This window comes from Xanthomonas sacchari, from assembly GCF_024266585.1.
GTDB classification, from domain to species: domain Bacteria; phylum Pseudomonadota; class Gammaproteobacteria; order Xanthomonadales; family Xanthomonadaceae; genus Xanthomonas_A; species Xanthomonas_A sacchari_C.
In genome coordinates this window covers 3,020,622-3,042,844 of sequence record NZ_CP100647.1, presented here as the reverse complement: position 1 = coordinate 3,042,844, position 22,223 = coordinate 3,020,622, and the positions used below count along the sequence as shown (strand labels likewise).

At 69.6% G+C, this 22,223-nt stretch carries 21 protein-coding genes; 15 read left to right on the top strand and 6 right to left on the bottom strand.

Annotated features, from left to right (window positions below; translation table 11 throughout):
• Positions 1-642 precede the first annotated feature (642 nt).
• Both NKJ47_RS12635 and NKJ47_RS12630 read left to right on the top strand, forming a co-directional pair.
• A complete protein-coding gene (locus tag NKJ47_RS12635) occupies positions 643-1,641 on the top strand; it encodes an LLM class flavin-dependent oxidoreductase (protein ID WP_254458230.1) in 999 nt (332 codons plus the stop codon).
• A gap of 200 nt (positions 1,642-1,841) precedes the next feature.
• On the top strand, positions 1,842-2,033 hold the full coding sequence (locus NKJ47_RS12630) for a hypothetical protein (protein ID WP_254458229.1): 192 nt from the start codon (positions 1,842-1,844) through the stop codon (positions 2,031-2,033).
• A 34-nt stretch (positions 2,034-2,067) separates the two neighbouring features.
• On the opposite strand, the gene NKJ47_RS12625 is transcribed toward NKJ47_RS12630, so the two are convergent.
• Together NKJ47_RS12625 and NKJ47_RS12620 are read right to left on the bottom strand one after the other, a co-directional pair.
• Complete coding sequence (locus NKJ47_RS12625) at positions 2,068-2,730, bottom strand: exopolysaccharide biosynthesis protein (protein ID WP_254458228.1); 663 nt, start codon at positions 2,728-2,730, stop codon at positions 2,068-2,070.
• On the bottom strand, positions 2,714-4,057 hold the full coding sequence (locus tag NKJ47_RS12620; protein ID WP_254458227.1) for a hemolysin family protein: 1,344 nt from the start codon (positions 4,055-4,057) through the stop codon (positions 2,714-2,716). Before NKJ47_RS12620 ends, NKJ47_RS12625 begins: the two co-directional genes overlap by 17 nt.
• A 259-nt stretch (positions 4,058-4,316) precedes the next feature.
• Between NKJ47_RS12620 and NKJ47_RS12615 the strand changes: the two genes are divergently transcribed.
• Positions 4,317-4,943: a DUF47 domain-containing protein gene (locus NKJ47_RS12615; RefSeq protein ID WP_160948508.1), complete on the top strand. Its 627-nt coding sequence runs from the start codon at positions 4,317-4,319 to the stop codon at positions 4,941-4,943.
• Positions 4,944-5,034: 91 nt separating this feature from the next.
• On the top strand, positions 5,035-6,156 hold the full coding sequence (locus tag NKJ47_RS12610; protein ID WP_254458226.1) for an inorganic phosphate transporter: 1,122 nt from the start codon (positions 5,035-5,037) through the stop codon (positions 6,154-6,156).
• Between the two features lie 590 nt (positions 6,157-6,746).
• Here the strand turns inward: NKJ47_RS12610 and NKJ47_RS12605 are convergent.
• Positions 6,747-8,210 carry a S10 family peptidase gene (locus NKJ47_RS12605; RefSeq protein WP_429002535.1) on the bottom strand — a complete coding sequence of 488 codons (1,464 nt, stop codon included), beginning with the start codon at positions 8,208-8,210 and terminating at the stop codon, positions 6,747-6,749.
• A gap of 79 nt (positions 8,211-8,289) precedes the next feature.
• Positions 8,290-8,415: a hypothetical protein gene (locus tag NKJ47_RS20715; RefSeq protein ID WP_302329793.1), complete on the bottom strand. Its 126-nt coding sequence runs from the start codon at positions 8,413-8,415 to the stop codon at positions 8,290-8,292.
• On the opposite strand from NKJ47_RS20715, the gene NKJ47_RS12600 reads away from it, so the two are divergent.
• Positions 8,414-9,229 carry a CDP-diacylglycerol diphosphatase gene (locus NKJ47_RS12600; RefSeq protein ID WP_254458224.1) on the top strand — a complete coding sequence of 272 codons (816 nt, stop codon included), beginning with the start codon at positions 8,414-8,416 and terminating at the stop codon, positions 9,227-9,229. The genes NKJ47_RS20715 and NKJ47_RS12600 overlap by 2 nt on opposite strands.
• Positions 9,230-9,683: 454 nt before the next feature.
• Here NKJ47_RS12600 and parE read toward each other — a convergent pair whose 3' ends face one another.
• Positions 9,684-11,573, bottom strand: coding sequence for a DNA topoisomerase IV subunit B (gene parE, locus NKJ47_RS12595; RefSeq protein WP_254458223.1), 1,890 nt, complete (start codon positions 11,571-11,573; stop codon positions 9,684-9,686).
• Positions 11,574-11,738: 165 nt separating this feature from the next.
• On the opposite strand from parE, the gene NKJ47_RS12590 reads away from it, so the two are divergent.
• From NKJ47_RS12590 to truD, 10 genes are all read left to right on the top strand, one after another.
• Positions 11,739-11,993: a hypothetical protein gene (locus NKJ47_RS12590; RefSeq protein ID WP_254458222.1), complete on the top strand. Its 255-nt coding sequence runs from the start codon at positions 11,739-11,741 to the stop codon at positions 11,991-11,993.
• A 137-nt stretch (positions 11,994-12,130) separates the two neighbouring features.
• Positions 12,131-13,795 (top strand): CTP synthase, encoded by a 1,665-nt coding sequence (locus tag NKJ47_RS12585; protein WP_254458221.1) that lies wholly within the window; start codon positions 12,131-12,133, stop codon positions 13,793-13,795.
• A 267-nt stretch (positions 13,796-14,062) separates the two neighbouring features.
• The gene (gene kdsA, locus NKJ47_RS12580; RefSeq protein WP_254458220.1) at positions 14,063-14,893 is read left to right on the top strand and encodes a 3-deoxy-8-phosphooctulonate synthase; all 831 of its coding nucleotides are present in this window, start codon (positions 14,063-14,065) and stop codon (positions 14,891-14,893) included.
• An 88-nt stretch (positions 14,894-14,981) separates the two neighbouring features.
• Positions 14,982-15,320 (top strand): hypothetical protein, encoded by a 339-nt coding sequence (locus NKJ47_RS12575; RefSeq protein WP_254458219.1) that lies wholly within the window; start codon positions 14,982-14,984, stop codon positions 15,318-15,320.
• An 87-nt stretch (positions 15,321-15,407) separates the two neighbouring features.
• Complete coding sequence (gene eno / locus NKJ47_RS12570) at positions 15,408-16,700, top strand: phosphopyruvate hydratase (RefSeq protein WP_254458218.1); 1,293 nt, start codon at positions 15,408-15,410, stop codon at positions 16,698-16,700.
• A gap of 3 nt (positions 16,701-16,703) precedes the next feature.
• A complete protein-coding gene (gene ftsB, locus NKJ47_RS12565; RefSeq protein WP_254458217.1) occupies positions 16,704-17,063 on the top strand; it encodes a cell division protein FtsB in 360 nt (119 codons plus the stop codon).
• Positions 17,063-17,761 (top strand): 2-C-methyl-D-erythritol 4-phosphate cytidylyltransferase, encoded by a 699-nt coding sequence (gene ispD / locus NKJ47_RS12560; RefSeq protein ID WP_429002417.1) that lies wholly within the window; start codon positions 17,063-17,065, stop codon positions 17,759-17,761. Before ftsB ends, ispD begins: the two co-directional genes overlap by 1 nt.
• On the top strand, positions 17,761-18,231 hold the full coding sequence (locus tag NKJ47_RS12555; protein ID WP_254458216.1) for a hypothetical protein: 471 nt from the start codon (positions 17,761-17,763) through the stop codon (positions 18,229-18,231). Before ispD ends, NKJ47_RS12555 begins: the two co-directional genes overlap by 1 nt.
• 40 nt (positions 18,232-18,271) lie before the next feature.
• Positions 18,272-18,775, top strand: a complete 504-nt coding sequence (gene ispF / locus NKJ47_RS12550; RefSeq protein ID WP_254458215.1) for a 2-C-methyl-D-erythritol 2,4-cyclodiphosphate synthase — start codon at positions 18,272-18,274, stop codon at positions 18,773-18,775.
• The gene (gene truD, locus NKJ47_RS12545; RefSeq protein ID WP_254458214.1) at positions 18,772-19,821 is read left to right on the top strand and encodes a tRNA pseudouridine(13) synthase TruD; all 1,050 of its coding nucleotides are present in this window, start codon (positions 18,772-18,774) and stop codon (positions 19,819-19,821) included. Before ispF ends, truD begins: the two co-directional genes overlap by 4 nt.
• Positions 19,822-19,939: 118 nt before the next feature.
• On the opposite strand, the gene NKJ47_RS12540 is transcribed toward truD, so the two are convergent.
• Complete coding sequence (locus NKJ47_RS12540) at positions 19,940-22,156, bottom strand: TonB-dependent siderophore receptor (RefSeq protein WP_254458213.1); 2,217 nt, start codon at positions 22,154-22,156, stop codon at positions 19,940-19,942.
• Positions 22,157-22,223: the final 67 nt, after the last annotated feature.

Genomic DNA, 22,223 nt, shown 5'->3' with positions numbered 1-22,223 from the left:
GTAGCCAGGGTTCCGTGCAACTGGCGTGGTAGCAGCAGGCCAAAGCCCCTCTCCCCTCGGGAGAGGGGGGAGGGTAAGGGCGCGCAGCGCTCGCGCCGATCTGACGATACGAGGCTTCGCCCGCACCCTCATCCGCCCCTTCGGGGCACCTTCTCCCGAGGGGAGAAGGGAGACGCCAAAGCCCCTCTCCCCCCGGGAGAGGGGTTGGGGTGAGGGTACGGAGCGCGCAGCGCTCGCGCCGATCTGACGATACGAGGCTTCGCCCGTACCCTCATCCGCCCCTGCGGGGCACCTTCTCCCGAGGGGAGAAGGGAGACGCCAAAGCCCCTCTCCCCCGGGAGAGGGGTTGGGGTGAGGGTACGGAGCGCGCAGCGCTCGCGCCGATCTGGCGATACGAGGCTTCGCCCGCACCCTCATCCGCCCCTTCGGGGCACCTTCTCCCGAGGGGAGAAGGGAAAGGCCAAAGCCCCTCTCCCCCCGGGAGAGGGGGTGGGGTGAGGGTCCGACAGCCAGCCAACCGTCCTCCCCAGCCCTCCCACCGCGCACCACGCCCAGCGCAAATCAGCGTTCCGGCCGCGCGCCCTGCAATCGACGCCGCGCGCCCCCACATCGACGGCATCGCCTGCAGGAACCTGTTTCGCCATGATGCCGATCTCCATCCTCGACCTCGCGCCGGTCTGCGAAGGCAGCGACGCCACCGCCGCCTTCGCCAACATGCTGGACCTGGCCCAGCACGCCGAACGCTGGGGCTACCACCGCTACTGGCTGGCCGAGCATCACAACATGCCGGGCATCGCCAGCGCCGCCACCGCGGTGCTGATCGGGCATGTGGCCGGCGGCACCAAGCGCATCCGCGTCGGCGCCGGCGGCATCATGCTGCCCAACCATGCGCCGCTGCAGGTCGCCGAGCAGTTCGGCACCCTGGCCTCGTTGTATCCCGGGCGCATCGACCTGGGCCTGGGCCGCGCGCCCGGCACCGACCAGGCTACCGCGCGCGCGTTGCGGCGCTACTTCGACAGCGCCGACCAGTTCCCGCAGGACGTCGCCGAACTGCTGCGCTATTTCGAGCCGGCGGTGGACGGGCAACTGGTGCGCGCCGTGCCCGGCGCCGGCATCGAGGTGCCGGTGTGGCTGCTCGGCTCCAGCCTGTTCAGCGCGCGCCTGGCCGCGGCGATGGGCCTGCCGTTCGCCTTCGCCTCGCATTTCGCCCCGGATGCGATGGACGAGGCGCTGGCGGTGTATCGCCGCGAGTTCCGCGCCTCGGCGCGGCTGCAGGCGCCGTACGCGGTGCTGGCCTTGAACGTGGTCGCCGCCGCGTCCACCGCCGAGGCGCGACGCCTGTTCACCACCCAGCAGCAGAGCTTCGTCAACCTGCGTCGTGGCCGCCCCGGGCTGATCCCGCCGCCGATCGACGACATCGAGGCGTTCTGGGCGCCGCACGAGAAGCTGGGCGTGGAGCGGGCGCTGGCCTGCACGGTGCTCGGCGATGCCGAGACGGTCGCACGCGGGCTGTCCGACTTCGTCGCGCGGCACCGTCCGGACGAGCTGCTGCTGACCGCGAACATCCACGATCACGCGGCGCGCTTGCGCTCGTTCGAACTCGCGGCCGCGGCCTGGACGCAGGTCGCCGCCGCGGCGTGATGCGCAGGCGTGCGCGTGTGTCTACGAGCGCAGACGCGCGCAGGTGGCAATCGCCACATTTACGTTGATGCGCATCACGCTGTGCCGTGCTTTCACGATGTTTTGATTTTGGCGGGTATGTGATCGTCTCGCGACGCGCATTGAGCATGGCGTTCGGCCCAGCACATGGGCGTATCAACGACGCAAACAGGGGATCGGCAATGAACGCACAGCCTTCGACGACGGCACCGGTGCACGAATGTGGACTGGAAGCGGCCTTGCAACAGCTGAGCAAATGTCTGGAGCGCGTGCGCGGCCAGGCGACGGAACGGGCAAGCCAGGGCGCGTCGCCGCGCCCGTCGCACATGCGCAACGTGTTCGCCAGCGAGGCGGAGCTGTCCCTGGTGAAGTGAGCCGGCAGCGGAACGCTGCGCTGCCGCGCGGCGATCAGCGCAGCTTCTGCATCCATTCCCGGCCCAGGTCCACCACCTGGTCCGAGGCCAATCCCAGGCTCAGCGCCACGGCGACGCTGCCCAGCCACGACAGCAGCATCAGCCCGCCGTCGCGCTCCAGCAAGGCCAGCGCGAACAGCAGCAGCATCGCGCCGAAGGCGTAGTTGGTGAACGGGATCGGCAGCGACAGCAGGATCCCCAGCACGATCAGCAGCAGGCCGCTGAACGCACGCGCCGGCAGTCTGTCGACCAGCATCGGCAGGCGCGGCTTGAGCAGCCGGTCCAGGCGCCGCAGCCACGGCGCGATGCGGCCGACGAAGCGCTGCATGGTGCGGCGGCGCGGCCCGCGTTCGCCGATGAAGCGCGGCAGCCACGGCTTGCGCAGGCCGATCAGCATCTGCACGCCGATCAGCGTCACCAGCGGCCCGCTGATGCCGCCGGCCAGGCCCGGCACCGGCAGGAACGCGGGCAGGATCGCCACGAACAGGAACACGCCGAACGCGCTCTGTTGCAGGTCGGCGAGGATCAGCCGCAGCCGCAGGTGTTCCTCGGGGTCGCCGAGGACGAAGGTGTCGAGCAGGGTGCGGATGCCCTCGGCGCTGTAGCCGTGGCCCCGGTCCTGGTCCTCGTCGCCGGGCGCCTTACCCGGTGATGTCATCGCTGTTCTCGTCCTGCAGCTTGCGCAACAGCAGCTTGTCCACGCGCGCGCCGTCCAGGTCGACGATCTCGATGCGCCAGCCGGCCCAGTCGAAGAACTCGCCGGCGTGCGGGATGCGCCCGAAGTAGTAGATGCACAGGCCGGCCAGGGTGTTGTAGTCGCCTTCCTCGGCGCTGGGCAGCTCGGCGCCGCCCAGCAGTTCGCGCAGGTCCTCGATGGCCAGCGAACCGTCGATCAGCAGCGAGCCGTCGGCGCGGGTCACCACCAGCGCGTCCTCGTCGGCGGTGTCGGCCGACTGCAGGCGCCCGACCACCGCGCCCATCAGGTCGCTGATCGTCACCAGGCCCTGGATCTCGCCGTACTCGTCCACCACCAGTGCCATCGACTGCTGCTCCTCGCGGAAGATCTCCAGCAGCTTCATCGCGTGGGTGGACTCGGACACGAACAGGGTGTCGCGCAGGTTCTGGAAGAGCTGGGTGGCATCGCCGTCCATGCGCGTGACCAGCGATTTCACCTCCAGCACGCCGGCGATGTCCTGGTCGCTGCCGCGGTACACCGGGTAGCGCGAGAATTCGTGTTCGCGCATCACCTGCAGGTTGCGCTGCGGCTCGGCGTTGGCGTCGAGCCAGGCGATGCGGTTGCGCGGGGTCATCAGGCTGTCGGCGGTGCGGTCGCCCAGGCGCATGACCCGGTTCATCATGTCGCGCTCGTGCACGTCGATCACGCCGGCCTCGTGGCTCTCGGCCACCAGCATGCGGATCTCCTCTTCGGTCACCGAGGCCGATTCCTGCTTGCCCAGGCCGAGCAGGCGCAGCACCAGCCGGGTCGAGCGCGACAGCACCCACACGAACGGCGCGGCGATCCTGGCCAGCCAGCCCATGGGGATGGCGACGAAGCCGGCGATGACCTCCGAGCGGGTCAGCGCCAGGCGTTTGGGCACCAGTTCGCCGAAGATCAGCGTCAGGAAAGTGATCAGCACGATCGCCAGGGTCTTGCCGATCAGCGCCGACCACGGCTGCGGATCGCCGAACAGGGTGAAATTGGCCGCCAGCGCCGGGAACAGCGCCTGCAGCTTGGCGGCGATCGCCACGCCGATGGCCTCGCCGCCGAACACGCCGGTCAGGATGCCGATCGCGGTGATGCCGATCTGCACGGTGGACAGGAAGTGCTCGGGGTTCTCGGCCAGCGCCAGCGCCTTGGCCGCGCGCGTGCTGGTCTGCGCCATCTGCTTCAGGCGGCTCTTGCGCGAGGTCATCAGCGACATCTCGGACATCGCGAAGAAACCGTTCAGCAGCACCAGGGCTGCCACGATCAACAGTTCAAGCATGCGCGCGCTCCTTGGCGCCAAGGAAAGCGGGGACATGGGCGCCGTCGCGGCGCGGGGGAGGGGGGCTAGGGTGATCGTCCATAGGGTGCGCCCGCGGAGGGCGCGGCAGCGATGGTAGCAAACCCGGACCGGGGCCGCGTCCACGCCGCGCCGACGGCGCCCGGGCCTGCCGCGGCACCGCGACTACCCGCAGGTGTCAGCAAACAGTCATAATTCCGCCCCAGTGCCGTCCTTCCCGCGACGGCGGGAAGCGCGTTGCATGTTTTCGTTGCAGACCATCTTCGGTTCCGGCAAGCAGTTCTACACCCTGCTCGACGAGGCGGCGCAGGCCGCCTACGACAGCACCAAGGCCCTGCACGCGATGATGCGCGAGTCCGACCGGCAGCCGGCGCTGGACGGCTTCAAGCTGGCGCGCCTGCGCGAGCGCGCGGCCTCCGACAAGATCGGCCAGGCGCTGGTGGACAGCTTCATGACGCCCATCGAGCGCGAGGACATCGAGGCGCTGGGCTCGGCGCTGTACAAGATTCCCAAGCAGGTGGAGAAGTTCGCCGACCGCTACTCGCTGGCGATCCAGCACCTGGAGCACATCGACTTCGCCCCGCGCGCGGCGATGCTGGAGCAGGCCGCGGCGGTGGTGGTGGAGATGGTCCACGACCTGCGCAACATGAACCTGGACCGGATGAGCGCGCTCAACGACAAGCTGCGCTCGCTGGAGAACGAGGCCGACCGGCTGATGCTGGAGCTGTACCGCGACATCTACTCCGGGCGCCTGGACAACCTGCAGATGTTCCTGCTCAAGGAGTTCTTCGAAATCCTGGAGAAGGCCATCGACCGCTGCCGCGAGGCCGGCGTGGTGGTCTACCAGATCGTGCTGAAGAACTCCTGATGGACGCGCTGCGGAGTTGCTGCCTGCGCGGCCGTGGCGCCCTGCGCGCGCGCGCCGCCGCCGCCGCCGCCGCGTGCGTGGAGGCGCGCCGATGCTGACCCTGGTCCTGATCGTGATCCTGGCGGCGCTGGTGTTCGAGTTCATCAACGGCTTCCACGACACCGCCAACTCGATCGCCACGGTGGTCGCCACCAAGGTGCTCAGCCCTGGCTGGGCAGTGATGCTGGCGGCGGCGATGAACCTGGTCGGCGCGCTGACCGGCACCGCCGTGGCGATGACCATCGCCTCCGGCCTGCTCAATACCGAGGTGGTCGCGGTGACCCCGCAGGTGGTGCTGTGCGCGCTGCTCGGCGGCATCGTCTGGAACCTGATCACCTGGTGGAAGGGCCTGCCGTCCTCGTCCTCGCACGCGCTGATCGGCGGCTTGTGCGGCGCCGGCCTGGCCGCCGCGCACAACAACTGGGGCGCGCTGATCTGGTCGCAGAACGTCGGCGACTGGGCCAAGAACAAGGGCCTGCTGTGGAAGGTGTTCGTGCCGATGGTCACCTCGCCGATCGCCGGCTTCCTGCTCGGCATCGCGGTGATGCTGCTGCTGTGGGCGGCGATCGCCGGCCTGGCCAAGCTGGGCGGCCCGCTCGGGCGGCTGGCACGGCCGCGCTGGGTCAACGCCTTCTTCGGCAAGGCGCAGATCGCCTCGGCCGCGTACATGGGCTACGCGCACGGCCACAACGACGCGCAGAAGACCATGGGCATCATCGCCATGACCCTGATCGGCGCGCAGAGCACCGGCGCCCTGGACGAGCTGCCGTCGTGGCTGGCGTTCCTGCACCCCGACGCCCATCAGGGGCCGGGCATCGCCACCTGGATCGTGCTGACCTGCGCGGTGGTGATGGCCGCCGGCACCGCCTCCGGCGGCTGGAAGATCATCAAGACCCTGGGCCACAAGATGGTCAAGCTGCATCCGATCCACGGCTTCGCCGCCGAGACCAGCTCGGCGACGATCCTGACCCTGGCCGCGCACTTCGGCATGCCGGTGTCCACCACCCACAGCATCTCCACCGCGATCATGGGCGTGGGCTTCGCCAAGAACCCGCGCTCGCTGCGCTTCGGCGTCATCGAGCGCATCGTCTGGGCCTGGATCCTGACCATCCCCGCCGCTGCCGGCGTGGCGTATCTGATTTTCCGGGCGTTCGCGGTGTTTGGGTGGGTGTGAGGGGCGGGGAGTCGGGAATGGGGAAACGGGAGTCGTAAAGGCGCTGGCGTCCCAGGCATGGCGATGCCGTGTGCCTGGCTCGGCTCGCTTTCTGATGCTGCGATGAGCGCCGCTTCCGTGGCCCTCTTTCAGAGGGGCGGGGAATCGGGAATGGGGAAACGGGAATCGTAAAGGCGCTGGCGTCCCAGGCACGGCGATGCCGTGTGCCTGGCTCGGCTCGCTTTCTGATGGTGCGATGAGCGCCGCTTCCGCGGCCCTCTTTCAGAGGGGCGGGGAATCGGGAATGGGGAAACGGGAATCGTGAAGGCGCTGGCGTCCCAGACATGGCGATGCCGCATGCCTGGCTCGGCTCACCTTTCTGGTAGAGCGACGAGGGCCGCTTCCGCGGCTCTCGTTCAGAGGACCGATGTCGGCAGAGGGATGCCGGGAACTGGGAATGGGGAGATCGGAATCGTAAAGGCGCCGGCGTCCCAGGCACGGCGATGCCGCGTGCTTATCGCGACAACGCTCCGAACAAACCAGGTCGCCTTACTGCGTCGCATGCCGGGGAGTCGCTCCTGCGATTCCCCACTCCCGATTCCCCATTCCCATCAATTGGCCCGATACATCGCCAAAACATCCTGCCGCAACGCACGCTGGCTGTCGGCGCGGTTGTAGAACATGTGGCCGCCGGGGTAGTTCTTGACCTGCACGCGGGTCGGGTCGTTGCCCATCACCGGCATCTGGTCCACGGTCAGCACCGAGCCCATGAACGGGCACGACAGGTCGTTCCAGCCGTGCACGATCAGCACGCGCAGCTTCGGGTCGATCGCCACCGCCTGGCGCAGTTGCGTCACCGAGCCCTTGCGCAGTTCGTCGTCCCAGTCCCACAGCCGGTTCACGTCGTAGTTCAGCGCCTGATAGCGGGCGTCGATCTTCCAGCCGACCACGCGGGTCACGAAATCGACCATCGCGGTGGTGGTGGGGGCGATGATGCTGTCCAGCAGCGGGTCGTTGGCGCGCTGCTCGGGGGCGTTGGGGAACGGGTCGAAGGCGGTGACGTTGGAGTCGTAGCGGCTGCCCAGTTCGCCCTTGTCGCGGAACACCTCGCGCAGGTAGGCCTGGGTCTCCAGGCGGCCGCCGGCGCGGCGCACGAAGGCCGGGTCCAGACCGGTCATCGCGGTCACCTGCTGGATCATGCGGGTGGTGCCGGCCGGGTCCGAGCGCCCGCGCAGCAGCGCGGTGACGTAGTCGCCGCGGGTGTAGTCGATCACCTGGCGCATCGCCTCCGGGGTCAGCTTGCCCTCGCGCTCCAGGCGCGCGGCGGCGATCGACGGCAGGGTCAGCATCCACGGCAGCGGCGAGACGTCGCCGTTGTCGTCCAGGGTCGGGTTCAGATACGGCGAGACCAGGACCACGCCGTTCATCGCCACGCCGAGCTTGGTCTGCAGGTAATGGGTGATGCGCGGGCCGCGGAAGCCGCCGTAGCTTTCGCCGACCAGGTACTTGCGCGATTGCAGGCGCTGGTTCTTCAGCAGCCAGTCGTAGATGGTGCGCGAGAGGTATTCGATGTCGGCCTGCGGGTTGTAGAACAGCTTCTTGGCCTGCTCGTCGGCCACGCGCGAGCGGCTGAAGCCGGTGCCGACCGGGTCGATGAACACCAGGTCGGTGAAGTCCAGCCAGGTGCCGGGGTTGTCGTGCAGTTGCGCCGGTGCCGAGGCGCTGTCGCCCTCGCTGCCGAACGCCACCACCTTCGGCCCGATCGCGCCCAGGTTGAGATACACCGACGCCGCGCCGGGGCCGCCATTGAGCGCGAAGGTGACCGGGCGGTCCTTGCCGTCCATGGTGTAGGCGGTATAGACGACGTCGGCGACGACCTTGCCCTGCTTGTCCTTCACCGGCAACGTGCCGACCTTGACCGTGTAGCGCAGCGTCCTGCCATCGAGCTGGGTGGATTGGCTGGTCTGGGCGTCGGCCGGCAGCGGCGCCAGTTCGGCGGCGGCGGGCTTGTCGCCCTTGTCGGCATTCGCCGCATCGGCATCGGCATCGGCGGCCAGCGCCGCGCTCATCGGCATCGCAGCCAGCAGCACGGCCAGCAGGGCGGAGGGGAAGGTCGGCACGGGGGCAGTCGCTCGCAGGGAGGGGACCGGCATGCTAGGCCGCGGCGCCGGCGCGGCGGATGTGCACAAAGCCATGGTCGCCGGCGGCGCGGCCGCGGGATGGCGAGGCATCGGCGCTGGCTACAATCGCCGGCTCGTCCATGTCCAGTCCGTTCCGCATGCCCATCTTCCGTTCCCGCCTGCTGCCGTGCCTGTCGCTCGCGGCATTGCTGGCCGGCTGCGCCAGCGCGCCGCCGCCGGTGGCCGACGCGCCGTCCGCGCACGATCCGCATGCCCACGATCGCCAGCGCCTGTGGCGGTTGCTGAGCACCCGCTGCCTGCCGCAAGCGCGGGCCGGCGCCGATCCGGCGCCGTGCAGCGAGGTGCATGCCGAACCCGGCCAGCGCTATGCCCTGATGAAGGACCTGCGCGGCGACTACCAGTACCTGCTGATCCCGACCGTGCCGGTCAGCGGGATCGAGGATCCGCGCGCGCGTGCCGCCAGCGCGCCGAACTGGCTGGGCCTGGCCTGGCAGGCGCGGACCCGGGTCGCGCAAGCGCTGGGCCGGCCGCTGCCGCGCGATCTGACCAGCCTCACGATCAATCCGCCCTCGGCACGCTCCCAGGACCAGTTGCACATCCACATCGACTGCCTGGCGCCGCAGGTGCGTGACCAGCTGCAGGCGATGCAGGCGTCGATCGGCCCGGCCTGGGCGCCGTTGCCGCAGCCGCTGCACGGCCACGCCTATCGGGCCATGCGCGTGGAGGGCGAGGCGCTCGATGCGAATCCGCTGGCGCTGCTGGCGCGCGCCTTGCCGCCGCAGCAGCGCATGGCACACCAGACCCTGGCGGTGGTCGGCGCCGACTTCGCCGACGGCCGTCCCGGCTTCGTGCTGCTGGCCGCCACCGCGCTCCCCGGCGATGGTGTCGGTGCGGAGGAGCTGCAGGATCATGCGTGCACGGGGGTGGTGCCGACGGCGCCCGCGCACGGCTGACGGCCTGGGCGTCCGTCAGTGCTGTGCATGCAGTCAAGAGGGCGCTACGGCACCACCGGCCGTGCCGAGCGCAAGCGGGTATGGTGTGGGAGGGACTTCAGTCCCGACTGCACGATGTCCCGACTGCACGATGCCCGGGCATCTGCCTGCTTTGCGCGTCGCGACGGAAGGGCGCCTCGAATAATCCGCTTTTGCCGCGGATCAGGCTGTTTCGTATGGCGGCTCCCGCCGCGACGGGCTTACCCGGGAGCGCCCGTCGCGGCGGAAGCCGCTCCTGCAGGACGTGTCCCGGCGGTGTTAGAGGTGCCCTGAAGTCGCTCCCACACAATGCTCTCGGGAGCAGGCGCAACCCGCTAGCGTAAACGCCATACGGTTCTTGCCGAGCCGGCCGGGGAAGCGACATCGGCATCGCCACGCACGCGCTGACAGGAAGCGTCAACGCGCGCGTGCCGCCTCAGACCTCCAGCGACGCCAGGTCGCCCTTGGTCTCCAGCCACTGCTTGCGGTCGCCGGCACGCTTCTTGGCCAGCAGCATGTCCATCAGCGAGCGGGTCTGGTCGCCGTCGTCCACGGTCAGCTGCACCAGGCGCCGGGTGTCCGGATGGATGGTGGATTCGCGCAGCTGCTGCGGATTCATCTCGCCCAGGCCCTTGAAGCGGGTGACGCTGACCTGGCCCTTGATCTTCTCGCGCTCGATCTTGTCCAGCAGCGAGCGCTTCTCTTCCTCGTCCAGCGCGTAGAACACCTGCTTGCCCACGTCCACGCGGAACAGCGGCGGCATCGCCACGAACACGTGGCCGGCGCGCACCAGCGAGGGGAAATGGCGCAGGAACAGCGCGGTCAGCAGGGTGGCGATGTGCAGGCCGTCGGAGTCGGCGTCGGCCAGGATCACCACCTTGCCGTAGCGCAGGCCGTCGATCTCCTCCTTGCCCGGGTCGCAGCCGATCGCGATCGCCAGGTTGTGCACTTCCTCCGAGGCCAGCACGCTGCCGGAGGCCACTTCCCAGGTGTTGAGGATCTTGCCGCGCAACGGCAGGATCGCCTGGAAATCCTTGTCGCGGGCCTGCTTGGCGCTGCCGCCGGCCGAGTCGCCTTCGACCAGGAACAGTTCGGTGCGCGAGAGGTCCTGGCTGATGCAGTCGGCCAGCTTGCCCGGCAGCGCCGGGCCCTGGGTGACCTTCTTGCGTACGATCTGCTTCTCGGTCTTCAGCCGCGCGCTGGCGCGGTCGATGGCGATCTGCGCGATGCGCGTGCCGGTTTCCACGTTCTGGTTCAGCCACAGGCTGAAGGCGTCGTGTGCGGCGCCCTCGATGAAGCCGGCGGCCTGGCGCGAGGACAGGCGTTCCTTGGTCTGGCCGCTGAACTGCGGGTCGGTCATCTTCAGCGACAGCACGAACGCCACCCGGTCCCACACGTCTTCCGGCGCCAGCTTGACGCCGCGCGGCAGCAGGTTGCGGAAGTCGCAGAACTCGCGCAGCGCATCGGTGAGGCCGCTGCGCAGGCCGTTGACGTGGGTGCCGTGCTGCGCGGTCGGGATCAGGTTGACGTAGCTCTCCTGCACCAGCTCGCCGTCCACCACCCAGGCCACCGCCCAGTCGACGATCTCGCGGTCCTTCTTCAGGCTGCCGACGAACAGCTCGGCCGGCAGCAGCTCGCGTTCGGCCAGTTCGCCGCGCAGGTAGTCGCGCAGGCCGTCCTCGAAGTACCAGGTGTCCTGCTCGCCGGTGGCCTCGTCGTGCAGCTTGACGGTCAGGCCGGGGCACAGCACCGCCTTGGCGCGCAGCAGGTGGCGCAGCGCGCGCACCGCGAACTTCGGCGTGTCGAAATACTTCGGGTCCGGCCAGAAGCGCAGGCGCGTGCCGGTGTTCTTCTTGCCGACGCTGCCGACGATCTCCAGCTTGGAGGCAGCGTGGCCATCGGCGAAGGCCATGCGGTACTCGTTGCCCTCGCGCTTGATGAACAGCTCCACGTGCTTGGACAGCGCATTGACCACGCTGACGCCGACGCCGTGCAGGCCGCCGCTGAAGGTGTAGTTGCGGTCGCTGAACTTGCCGCCGGCGTGCAGCCGGGTCAGGATCAGTTCGACGCCGGAGATCTTCTCTTCCGGGTGGATGTCCACCGGCATGCCGCGGCCGTCGTCCGACACCTCGCAGCTGCCGTCCTTGTACAGCGTCACCTCGATGTGCCGGGCATGGCCGGCCAGCGCCTCGTCCACGGCGTTGTCGATGACTTCCTGCGCCAGGTGGTTTGGCCGAGCGGTGTCGGTGTACATGCCGGGCCGGCGCTTGACCGGGTCCAGGCCAGAGAGAACTTCGATGTCGGCGGCGTTGTAGCGGGTATTCATGCGTCTCAGCAGGTGGCGCGAAGCAGATCAGGAAGTGTGCGGTCTGCGGCGCTTTTTTGCACGTCGCCGGTGTTCAGGGCGGGTGCGGCGCCACTGCGCTAGTCTGGCCCTGGAAAAACCGCGACGTCGCCCACATCTTCGTCGCACGTCCCAAAGGAGTCCGCCATGAACGTTCGCAAGCTGTTGACCCTGGCCGCCCTGGTCGCCGCCGCGGTGGCCGTGCCGGTCGCGATGGCCCAGGCGCAGAGCGCCGATCCGGCCGCCTCCGGTGCCGCTGCCTACGAGGCGCAGGTTGCCAAGGAAAAGGCCGAGGCCGACGCCAAGGCCAAGCGCCGCGCCGCCGCGGCCGCCGAGCACAAGGCCGGCAGGGATGCGGCCGCGCCGAAGAAGGAAGAGGAAGAGGAAGCGCGCAAGCCCTGAGCCTGCGCCCGCTTTCCGGCACACGACGCCCCGGTCGCCCGGGGCGTCGCTTTTTTGTGGGGCGGCTGTTGCGCGAAAGCGCTTGGGCAAATCCGCTTCACCCGTTAAACTATGGCTTTCCGGGAGGCCTTTGAGCCATGACCCCCCTGATCTTCGTTACCGGCGGCGTAGTGTCCTCGCTTGGCAAGGGCATCGCGGCCGCTTCGCTTGCGTCCATTCTCGAAGCACGTGGCCTGTCGGTCACGATGATGAAGCTGGACCCCTACATCAACGTCGACCCGGGCACGATGAGCCCGTTCCAGCACGGCGAGGTGTACGTCACCGACGACGGCGCCGAGACCGACCTGGACCTGGGCCACTACGAGCGCTTCGTGCGCACGCGGCTGTCGCGCAAGAATTCGGTCACCACCGGGCGCATCTACGAGAACGTGATCCGCAAGGAGCGCCGCGGCGACTACCTCGGCGCCACCGTGCAGGTGATTCCGCACATCACCGACGAGATCCGCCGCTGCGTGGACGAGGCCACCGCCGGCTTCGACGTGGCCCTGGTGGAGATCGGTGGCACCGTCGGCGACATCGAATCGCTGCCGTTCCTGGAGGCGATCCGCCAGGTGCGCACCGAGCGCGGCGCCGAAAAGGCCATGTTCATGCACCTGACCCTGGTGCCGTACATCGCCGCGGCCGGCGAGCTGAAGACCAAGCCGACCCAGCATTCGGTCAAGGAACTGCGTTCGATCGGCATCCAGCCGGACGTGCTGCTGTGCCGTTCGGAACAGGCGATCCCGGATTCGGAGCGGCGCAAGATCGCGCTGTTCACCAACGTCTCCGAGCGCGCGGTGATCAGCGCCGCCGACATCGACGTGCTCTACGGCATGCCGCTGGAGCTGCACCGGCAGGGCCTGGACGAGATCGTCATCGACCAGTTCAAGCTGCGCGACAAGGTCGGCGCGGCCAACCTGTCGGAGTGGGAGGCGGTGGTCGACGCGATCAAGCATCCGCTCGACGAGGTCACCATCGCCGTGGTCGGCAAGTACGTGGACCATCAGGACGCGTACAAGTCGGTCGGCGAGGCGCTCAAGCACGGCGGCCTGCGCCAGCGCACCAAGGTCAACCTGAAGTGGCTGGAAGCGCAGGACCTGGAAGGCAGCGACATGGCGGCGCTGGCCGACGTGGACGGCATCCTGGTCCCGGGCGGCTTCGGCGACCGCGGCTTCGAAGGCAAGGTGCTGACCTCGCGCTACGCGCGCCAGCACGGCGTGCCGTACTTCGGCATCTGCTACGGCATGCAGGCGGCGGTGGTCGACTACGCGCGGCACGTCGCCGGGCTGGACGCGGCCAACAGCACCGAGAACGACCGGCAGTCGCCGTACCCGGTGATCGGCCTGATCACCGAGTGGCGCACCGCCAGCGGCGATGTCGAGAAGCGCGACGAGAAGTCCGATCTCGGCGGCACCATGCGCCTGGGCCTGCAGGAGCAGCGGCTCAAGCCGGGCACGCTGGCGCGCGAGCTGTATGGCAAGGACGTGGTGGCCGAGCGCCATCGCCACCGCTACGAATTCAACAACCGCTACCGCACCCAGCTCGAGGACGCCGGCCTGGTGATTGCCGCCAAGTCGATGGACGACACCCTGGTGGAGATGGTGGAGCTGCCGCGCGAGACGCATCCGTGGTTCCTGGCCTGCCAGGCGCACCCGGAATTCCTGTCCACGCCGCGTGACGGCCATCCGTTGTTCATCGGCTTCGTGCGCGCTGCGCGCGAGCGCAAGGCGGGCGGCAAGCTGTTGAAGGAAGCGCGCGCTTAATTCCTTCTCCCTTCGGGACCACTGCCTCCTTTTTGAGGGAAGGTGGCGCGAAGCGCCGGATGAGGGGACGGGCGCAGCCTCGTGTGGTCGAGTTCCCGAGGCTGCGCCCGGACCCTCACCCCAACCCCTCTCCCGGGGGGAGAGGGGCTTGATTCCGTGAGGTGTTGTTCGGACCCTCACCCCTAACCCTTCTCCCGGTGGGAGAGGGGAGTACTTTCGCCCCAATCTCGCGCCCCGCTGGGCGGGGCTCAACCGATAGGTGATCCAATGAAACTGTGTGGCTTCGACGTCGGCCTGGACCAGCCGCTGTTCCTGATCGCCGGCCCGTGCGTGATCGAGTCGATGCAACTGCAGCTCGACGTCGCCGGCAGGCTCAAGGAGATCACCGGCCGGCTGGGCATCAACTTCATCTTCAAGTCCAGCTTCGACAAGGCAAACCGCACCTCCGGCACCAGTTTCCGCGGCCCCGGCCTGGAAGAGGGGCTGAAGGTGCTGGAAGCGGTGAAGACGCAGATCGGCGTGCCGGTGCTGACCGACGTGCACGAGTACACGCCGATGCACGAGGTGGCGGCAGTGGTGGACGTGCTGCAGACCCCGGCGTTCCTGGTGCGGCAGACCGATTTCATCAAGAACGTGTGCGCGGCCGGCAAGCCGGTCAACATCAAGAAGGGCCAGTTCCTGTCGCCGTGGGACATGAAGCCGGTGGTGGAGAAGGCCAAGTCCACCGGCAACGAGCAGATCATGGTCTGCGAGCGCGGCGCCAGCTTCGGCTACAACAACCTGGTCAGCGACATGCGCTCGCTGAGCGTGATGCGCGAGACCGGATGCCCGGTGGTGTTCGACGCCACCCATTCGGTGCAGTTGCCGGGCGGGCAGGGCAGCAGTTCCGGCGGCCAGCGCGAGTTCGTGCCGGTGCTGGCGCGCGCGGCGGTGGCCGTGGGCGTGGCCGGCGTGTTCACCGAGACCCATCCGGATCCGTCCAAGGCGCTGTCCGACGGCCCCAACGCGTGGCCGCTGGACCAGATGGAAGCGCTGCTGGAAACGCTGATGGAGCTGGACGCGGTGACCAAGAAGCACGGCTTCTCGCGCTTCGCGTGAGGCCTGCGCTGCCGTTGCGGATTGCGCGCTGCGCCTGGCTGGATGCGCCATCCTGCCGGGTGCCCGCGTCCGCGTCGGGATGACCGCGATGACCGCGCGTGGCCGGTGCTCCTGGGGTCTGTGCGCGCTGCTGCTGTCGCTGCTGGCCTGGGCGGCGTTGGGCGTGGTGCTGTTCGCCTTCACCCGCGCGATCGGCGCGCCCGGCGACGGCGACCACGGCATTCTGGCCATGCAGCCCTGGATCGTCGGCGGCCTGCTGGTGCTGGCGGTTGCCGGGCTGGGGGCATTGATCGCCGCCGCGCTGGGCTGGGCGCTGCGGCGCGGCCGGGTCCTGGCCGGCATCGCCGCCGGCCTGCTGCTGGCGATGCTGGCCTTGATCCTGCTGTTCCTCGGCGGGATCCCGCCGGGCGCGGTGGGCCTCGGCTGAGGCGGCATTTGGCAAGGAACGGGCGGCCGGGGATAATCAGCCGGCATTCGTTTCCGCCCCCTCTTCCTACAGGTAACCGGCCCGCCCATGAGTACGATCCGCAGCATCCACGCCCGTGAAATCCTCGACAGCCGCGGCAATCCCACGCTGGAAGCCGATGTCATCCTGGAGGACGGTTCGTTCGGTCGTGCCGCGGTGCCCTCGGGCGCGTCCACCGGCACCAAGGAAGCGGTCGAGCTGCGCGACGGCGACAAGACCCGCTACCTGGGCAAGGGCGTGCGCAAGGCGGTGGAGAACGTCAACACCACCATCGCCGGCGCGCTGCAGGGCTTCGACGCCGCCGACCAGCAGGGCCTGGACCGCCGCCTGATCGACCTGGACGGCACCGAGAACAAGGGCCGCCTCGGCGCCAACGCGCTGCTCGGCGTCTCGCTCGCCAACGCCCATGCGCTCGCCGCCTCGCGCAAGCAGCCGCTGTGGCAGTCGCTGGCCGCGGGCAATACCGCCAACCTGGCGCTGCCGGTGCCGATGATGAACATCATCAACGGCGGCGCGCACGCCGACAACAACGTCGATTTCCAGGAGTTCATGGTGCTGCCGGTCGGCGCCGCCTCGTTCTCCGAGGCGCTGCGCGCCGGCACCGAGATCTTCCACGCGCTGAAGTCCGTGCTCAAGGGCCACGGCCTGTCCACCGCGGTCGGCGACGAGGGCGGCTTCGCCCCGGACTTCCGCAGCAACGTGGAAGCGCTGGACACCATCCTGGAAGCGATCGGCAAGGCCGGCTACACCGCCGGCGAAGACGTGCTGCTGGGCCTGGACGTGGCTTCCAGCGAGTTCTACGACAACGGCAAGTACCATCTGGTGGGCGAGGGCAAGCGCCTGACCAGCGAGCAGTTCGTCGACTTCCTCGCCGACTGGGCCGCGCAGTACCCGATCGTCAGCATCGAGGACGGCCTGGCCGAGGACGACTGGGCCGGCTGGAAGCTGCTCACCGACCGCATCGGCAGCAAGGTGCAGCTGGTCGGCGACGACCTGTTCGTGACCAACCCGAAGATCTTCAAGCAGGGCATCGAGTCCGGCACCGCCAACGCGATCCTGATCAAGGTCAACCAGATCGGCACCCTGACCGAGACCCTGGAAGCCATCGCCATGGCCGACAAGGCCGGCTACGCGGCCATCGTCTCGCACCGTTCCGGCGAGACCGAGGACACCACCATCGCCGACATCGCCGTGGCCACCACCGCCACCCAGATCAAGACCGGCTCGCTGTGCCGCAGCGATCGCGTGGCCAAGTACAACCAGCTGCTGCGCATCGAGGAGGCGCTGGGCAGCGCCGCCCGCTACGCCGGGCGCAGCGCCTTCGTTTCGCTCAAGCGATAAGCCGTGCGCAACTGGCGCTGGCTGCTGCTGGTGCTGGCGGGACTGCTGGCGTGGCTGCAGTACCGTTTCTGGCTCGGTCCGGGGAATTCCGGCGAAGTGCTGGTGCTCGAAAGCCAGGTCGAGCACCAGAAGCGCGACAACGAAGGACTGCAGCAACGCAACGCCGCGCTCGCCGCCGAGGTCAAGGACCTCAAGGACGGCGAGGCGGCGATCGAGGAACGCGCACGCAGCGAGCTGGGCATGATCAAACCGGGCGAGAAGTTCTACCGCGTGGTCGAGAACGCGCCGGTGTCGACGCCGGCCGGCACGGCGGCGGGCGCGCAGCCGGCGCCTGTTGCGCCGGCGCCGGGCGAACAGCCCTGATGGCCACGGTCTGGGCCGTGGTCCCGGCGGCTGGCCGCGGCACCCGTTTCGGCGGCGCTACCCCCAAGCAGTATCTGCAGGCGGGCGGGCGCCCCTTGCTGGCGCATGCGCTGGAAGCGCTGCTGGCGCATCCGGCCGTGGCCGGGGCGATGGTCGCGCTGGGCGCCGACGATGCGCAGTGGCCGGGCTGGACCGAACTGGCCGGCAAGCCGGTGCTGACCTGCCTGGGCGCCGGCAGCCGCGCCGGCTCGGTGCTGGCCGCACTGCACGCCTTGCCCGAGTCGGTGAAGGCGGACGATTTCGTGCTGGTGCACGATGCGGCGCGCCCGAACCTGGCGCTGGCCGACCTGGACCGGCTGCTGGAAGCGGGGCGCGGCGATCCGGTCGGCGCGATCCTGGCCGCGCCGGTGCGCGACACGCTCAAGCGCGCCGGCGACGACGGCGGCATCGACGGCACCGAACCGCGCGCGCGCCTGTGGCGCGCGCTGACCCCGCAGCTGTTCCGGCGCATGCAACTGAGCCGCGCGCTGGAGCAGGCCGCCGCGGCCGGCGTGGAAGTCACCGACGACGCCATGGCGATGGAGTTGCTGGGGCTGCGGCCGCTGCTGGTGGAAGGCGCCGAAGACAATTTCAAGGTGACCACGCCGGCCGACCTGGCGCGTTTCGAGTTCGAACTGTCCCAGCGACGGAGCGGCTGATGCGGTTCGAGGATGCCGTGGCGTTCGCCTGGCTGCAGCAGGCCAGCGGCGAGGCGATCGTGGTCGATGGCGAGGACATCGGCCACGAGGCCCACGCCAACCTGTGGGCGTTCTCGCCGTCCGCGGAGCAATCCGCAGGCATCGACGTCGCGAGCGTGGCACGGTTCGTGGAGGCGGTCGCCGACGATCGGCAGGCCACGCTGCGTGCGCAAGGGGCGCCGGCGATGACGTTCTACTGCTGGCACGACGGGCAGGCGCGGCAATTGCGCTTCAGCCTGGTGTCCTCGGCGCATGGCCGCCTGCCGTTCTGCGTGCCCATCCGGCAGACGCCGTTGCCGGCGCTGGTCGAGCGCATCGTCCAGGCCGACTGGCGCAACCCGCGGTGGGGCGCAGCGGACGTGGAAGAAGACGCGATGCCGGCTTCCGAGGCCTTGCCGGTCTACATGCGCACGCTGCACCCCGGCGTCTGACCGTCAGGCGGCCTCGACGCTTTTCACGAACAGGATTCCCATGTCACACAGTGCTTCTGCTCCTCCCTCCTTCCGCATCGGCCAGGGTTACGACGTCCACGCCTTCGGCGAGGGCGACCACATCATGCTCGGCGGCGTGCGCGTGGCGCACGAGCGCGGCGTGCTCGCCCACAGCGACGGCGACGTGGTGATCCACGCGCTGTGCGACGCCTTGCTCGGCGCCTTGGCGCTGGGCGACATCGGCCAGCACTTCCCGCCGTCCGATCCGCGCTGGAAGGGGGCCGACAGCGCGCAGTTCCTCGATCACTGCGTGGGCCTGCTGCACGCGCGCGGCTGGCGCCTGGGCAATGCCGACGTCACCGTGATCTGCGAGCGGCCCAAGGTCGGCCCGCAGGCGCAGGCGATGCGCGAACGCCTGGCGGCGCTGCTGCAGGTCGAGCTGGACTGCGTCAGCGTCAAGGCCACCACCAGCGAAAAGCTCGGCTTCACCGGCCGCGGTGAGGGCATCGCGGCGCAGGCGGTGGCCCTGCTGGTGGCGCTGTGAGCGAGCTGCCGCGCGCGTTCGGCGCCGCGCCGCTGCAGGCGCGCATGCGCAGCACCGCCGAGGATTTCCAGGTGGACGAACTGCCCGCGTTCGCGCCCAGCGGCGAGGGCGAGCACCTGCTGCTGAGCGTGCGCAAGCGCGGCATGAATACCGCCTTCGTCGCGCGTCGCCTGGCGCAGTGGGCCGGGGTCGCGGAACTGGCGATCGGCTATGCCGGCATGAAGGACCGCCACGCGGTCACCACCCAGCGCTTCTCGGTGCATCTGCCCAAGCGCGTGGCGCCGGCGCTGGAGAGCCTGCAGGACGCGGACCTGCAGGTGCTGGAGGCGCACTGGCACAACCGCAAGCTGCCGCGCGGCGCGCTGGCCGGCAACGGCTTCGTGCTGGTGTTGCGCGAGGTGCGTGGCGAGCGCACGGCGATCGAGGCGCGGCTGGCGCAGATCGCCGCGCGCGGGATTCCCAACTGGTTCGGCGAGCAGCGCTTCGGCCGCGACGGCGGCAACGTCGGCGCCGCGCTGGCGATGTTCGGCGGCCGCCGGGTGCGGCGCGAGCAGCGCTCGCTGCTGCTGTCGGCGGCCCGGTCGGAACTGTTCAACCGGGTGTTGGCCGCACGCGTGGCCGCCGGCAACTGGGACGGCGCGCTGGACGGCGAGGTATGGATGCTCGACGGCAGCCGCAGCGTGTTCGGTCCGGAACCCTGGTCGGAGGCGCTGGCCGAGCGCCTGCAGCGCTTCGACATCCATCCGTCCGCGCCGCTGTGGGGCGCCGGCGAGCTGCGCAGCACCGAGGCGGCGCGTGCGCTGGAACTGGCGGCGCTGGACGAGGCGGTCGCGCTGCGCCTGCGCGAAGGCCTGGAGCGCGAGGGCTTGAAACAGGAGCGGCGCGCGACCCGCCTGCGCGTGGCGGACCTGCAGTGGCGCTGGCTGGACGGGCAGGGCGATGCGCTGGAACTGCGGTTCGCGCTGCCGCCGGGCAGCTACGCCACGGCGCTGTTGCACGAACTCGGCCAGGTCGAAGAGGCGCCGCAGGCGTCCACCGAGGCCTGAGCGTCGCGCGGCGGGCGGGTCTGCACGCGGCCGCTGGCGAGGCTGGCGCCAGGCCATGGCATGCGAGCGATTCGCCGAGTGGGAGAGGCAACGCCTGGCGCGTCGGCCGCGACGCGCGCTAGAACCGGTAGGTGCCGGTCAGCAGCAGGTTGCGGCCATCGGGCAGCGGCACGAAGGTCTCATCGAACTCGTCGGCATACAGCCGGCGGTTGAAGACATTGCGCATGCCCACGGTCACGTCCCAGGCATCGGTGCGGTAGGACACGTTCGCATCGACGCTCGCTTGCCCCGGGATCCTGATGTATCCCCCGCCCAGGCGCCGGCCGAGGGTGTGGTCGCGCGCCAGGATGCCGCCCGCCACGCCCCAGCCGCTCCAGCGGCTGTCCTGGAACTGGTAGCTGCCCCACAGGGTGAAGCGCGTGCGCGGCACGCCGGTGGTCGGCGTGCCGTCGCGGCGGCCGATGCGCGCCAGCGCCAGGCTGCTGCTCAGCTCCAGGCCCGGGGCGGGCGCGCCGACGAAATCGAGGTCCAGCCCATGGTTGCTCTGGCTGTCGATCGGCCTGGCGAAGTACGACGGATGCGCCAGCACCAGATCGAAACTGCGGTCGACGGTGATCACGTAGTACGCGACGGTGAGCCGGGCACGGTGTTCGAACAGATCGAGCTTCGCACCGGCCTCCACCTGTCGCGACAGCGCGGGCGGCAGCGGCCGGCCGTTCCTGCCGAGCACGGTGCTCGGCGCGAAGCCGTTCATGCTGCTGGCGTACAGCGACGCCTCCGGACTCAGCTTGTAGACCACGCCGACATTGGGCACCCAGCGGCGCCTGCGCAGCTGGCGCAGCTTGCCCTTGGCGTCGTAGTTGGAAATTTCGTAGGCCGAGCGGCGCAGCGCCAACAACACGTCCCAGTGCTCGCCGATGCTGATCTGGTCCTGCAGCAGGATGCCGCTGCGGCTCGACCAGGGGCTGCCGGGGTAATGCAGGATCCCGCGCCGCGAATGCGGCCAGTTCACCGGTCCCAGTCGCTCGTCGCCGAAGACGTCGTAGTGGCGGCGGTGCATCCGGATGAAGTAGTCGCTGCTGCCCAGGCGGGCGCGCGTGTAATCCAGGCCCAGGGTCACGGTCTGCGTCAGCGCTCCGTCGCCGAACGTGCCGACCAGGTCGTTCTGGACGGTGTAGTACGCCGTCGTGTTGCGATAGGCCTCGGCATAGGCCCGCACGACGCCCTTCGGCGAAGGCGACAACATGCCCCAGTTGCGCGCCTCGATCGCCTGGGTCACGTACTGGCCGCGGCTGCGCAGTTGCCAGCGGTCGCTGAGCCGCTGATCGAACAGGTAGTAGGCGCGCTGGGTGCGGTAGGCGGTGTGGTCCTGCCGATTGCCGAGGCGCAAGCCCCTGGGCGTCATCGCCGACACGCGGTTGCGCAGCAGCAGCGCGTGGTCGGCGGCCGGCTGGCGATCGGTCACGCGCTGCACGCCGAGCACCAGGCGGTTGTCGTCGCCCTGCCAGGCGATGGACGGCGCCAGGTAGGCGGCGTTGCGCGGGCCGTAGCCCTGCGCCGTGGCATCGGCATGTTGGCCGGAGACGATGAGGCGATAACGCAGCGGCGTGGCGCCGATCGGCCCGGTGGCGTCGAGCCCGGCCTGCACGTCGCCGCGTTCGCCGAAGGCATAGCGCAGCGCGCGCTGTGGCGTGCGCTGCGGCTGCTTGGTGACGACGTTGATCAGTCCACTCATGTCGCCGCCGTTGCTGTCGCCGAGGATCGACTCCGGGCCCTTGAGCACCTCGACCCGTTCCACGCCGATCATCGGCGGATAGCCGCCGAGCCCGACGAAGCTGTTTGGCATCCCGTCGGTCATGCCGTTGCCGGTGTAGATGCCGCGGATCTTGAACAACGGCGCGCGCAACGGGTTTTCGATGTGCTGCACGCTGGCCACGTTGCGCAGGGCGTCGGCGACGGTGCGGACCTGTTGCGACGCCATCAGGTGCGGGGCGACGACGTTGACCGACTGCGGCACGGCGATGGCGTCGGCGGCATAGCGCAGCGCGTCGCTGGCATAGGCGGGCACGTCGCCCATGGTGCGCTCGGTCAGCGCCGCGACGTCGATCTGTTCCAGCAGCTTGGGCGGGGTGCCGGCGCTGTGGCCATCCGGGGCATCGGCCGGTACCGCCTCGGTGGCGGCCGGCGTGACCGTCACCGTGTTCGCGTCGAGCAGGCGATAGGCCAGGCCACTGGACTGCAGCAGGCGCTGCAGCGCCGTCTCCGGCGCGAGCACGCCTTGCACCCCGTCGCTGTGCAGCCCGGCCAGCGTCGGGCTGGCGGTAACGACCTGCACGTTGGCCTGCTTGGCATACGCGATCAGCGCCGTGGACAGCGGCTGCGGCGGGATCGAGAAGGCGACT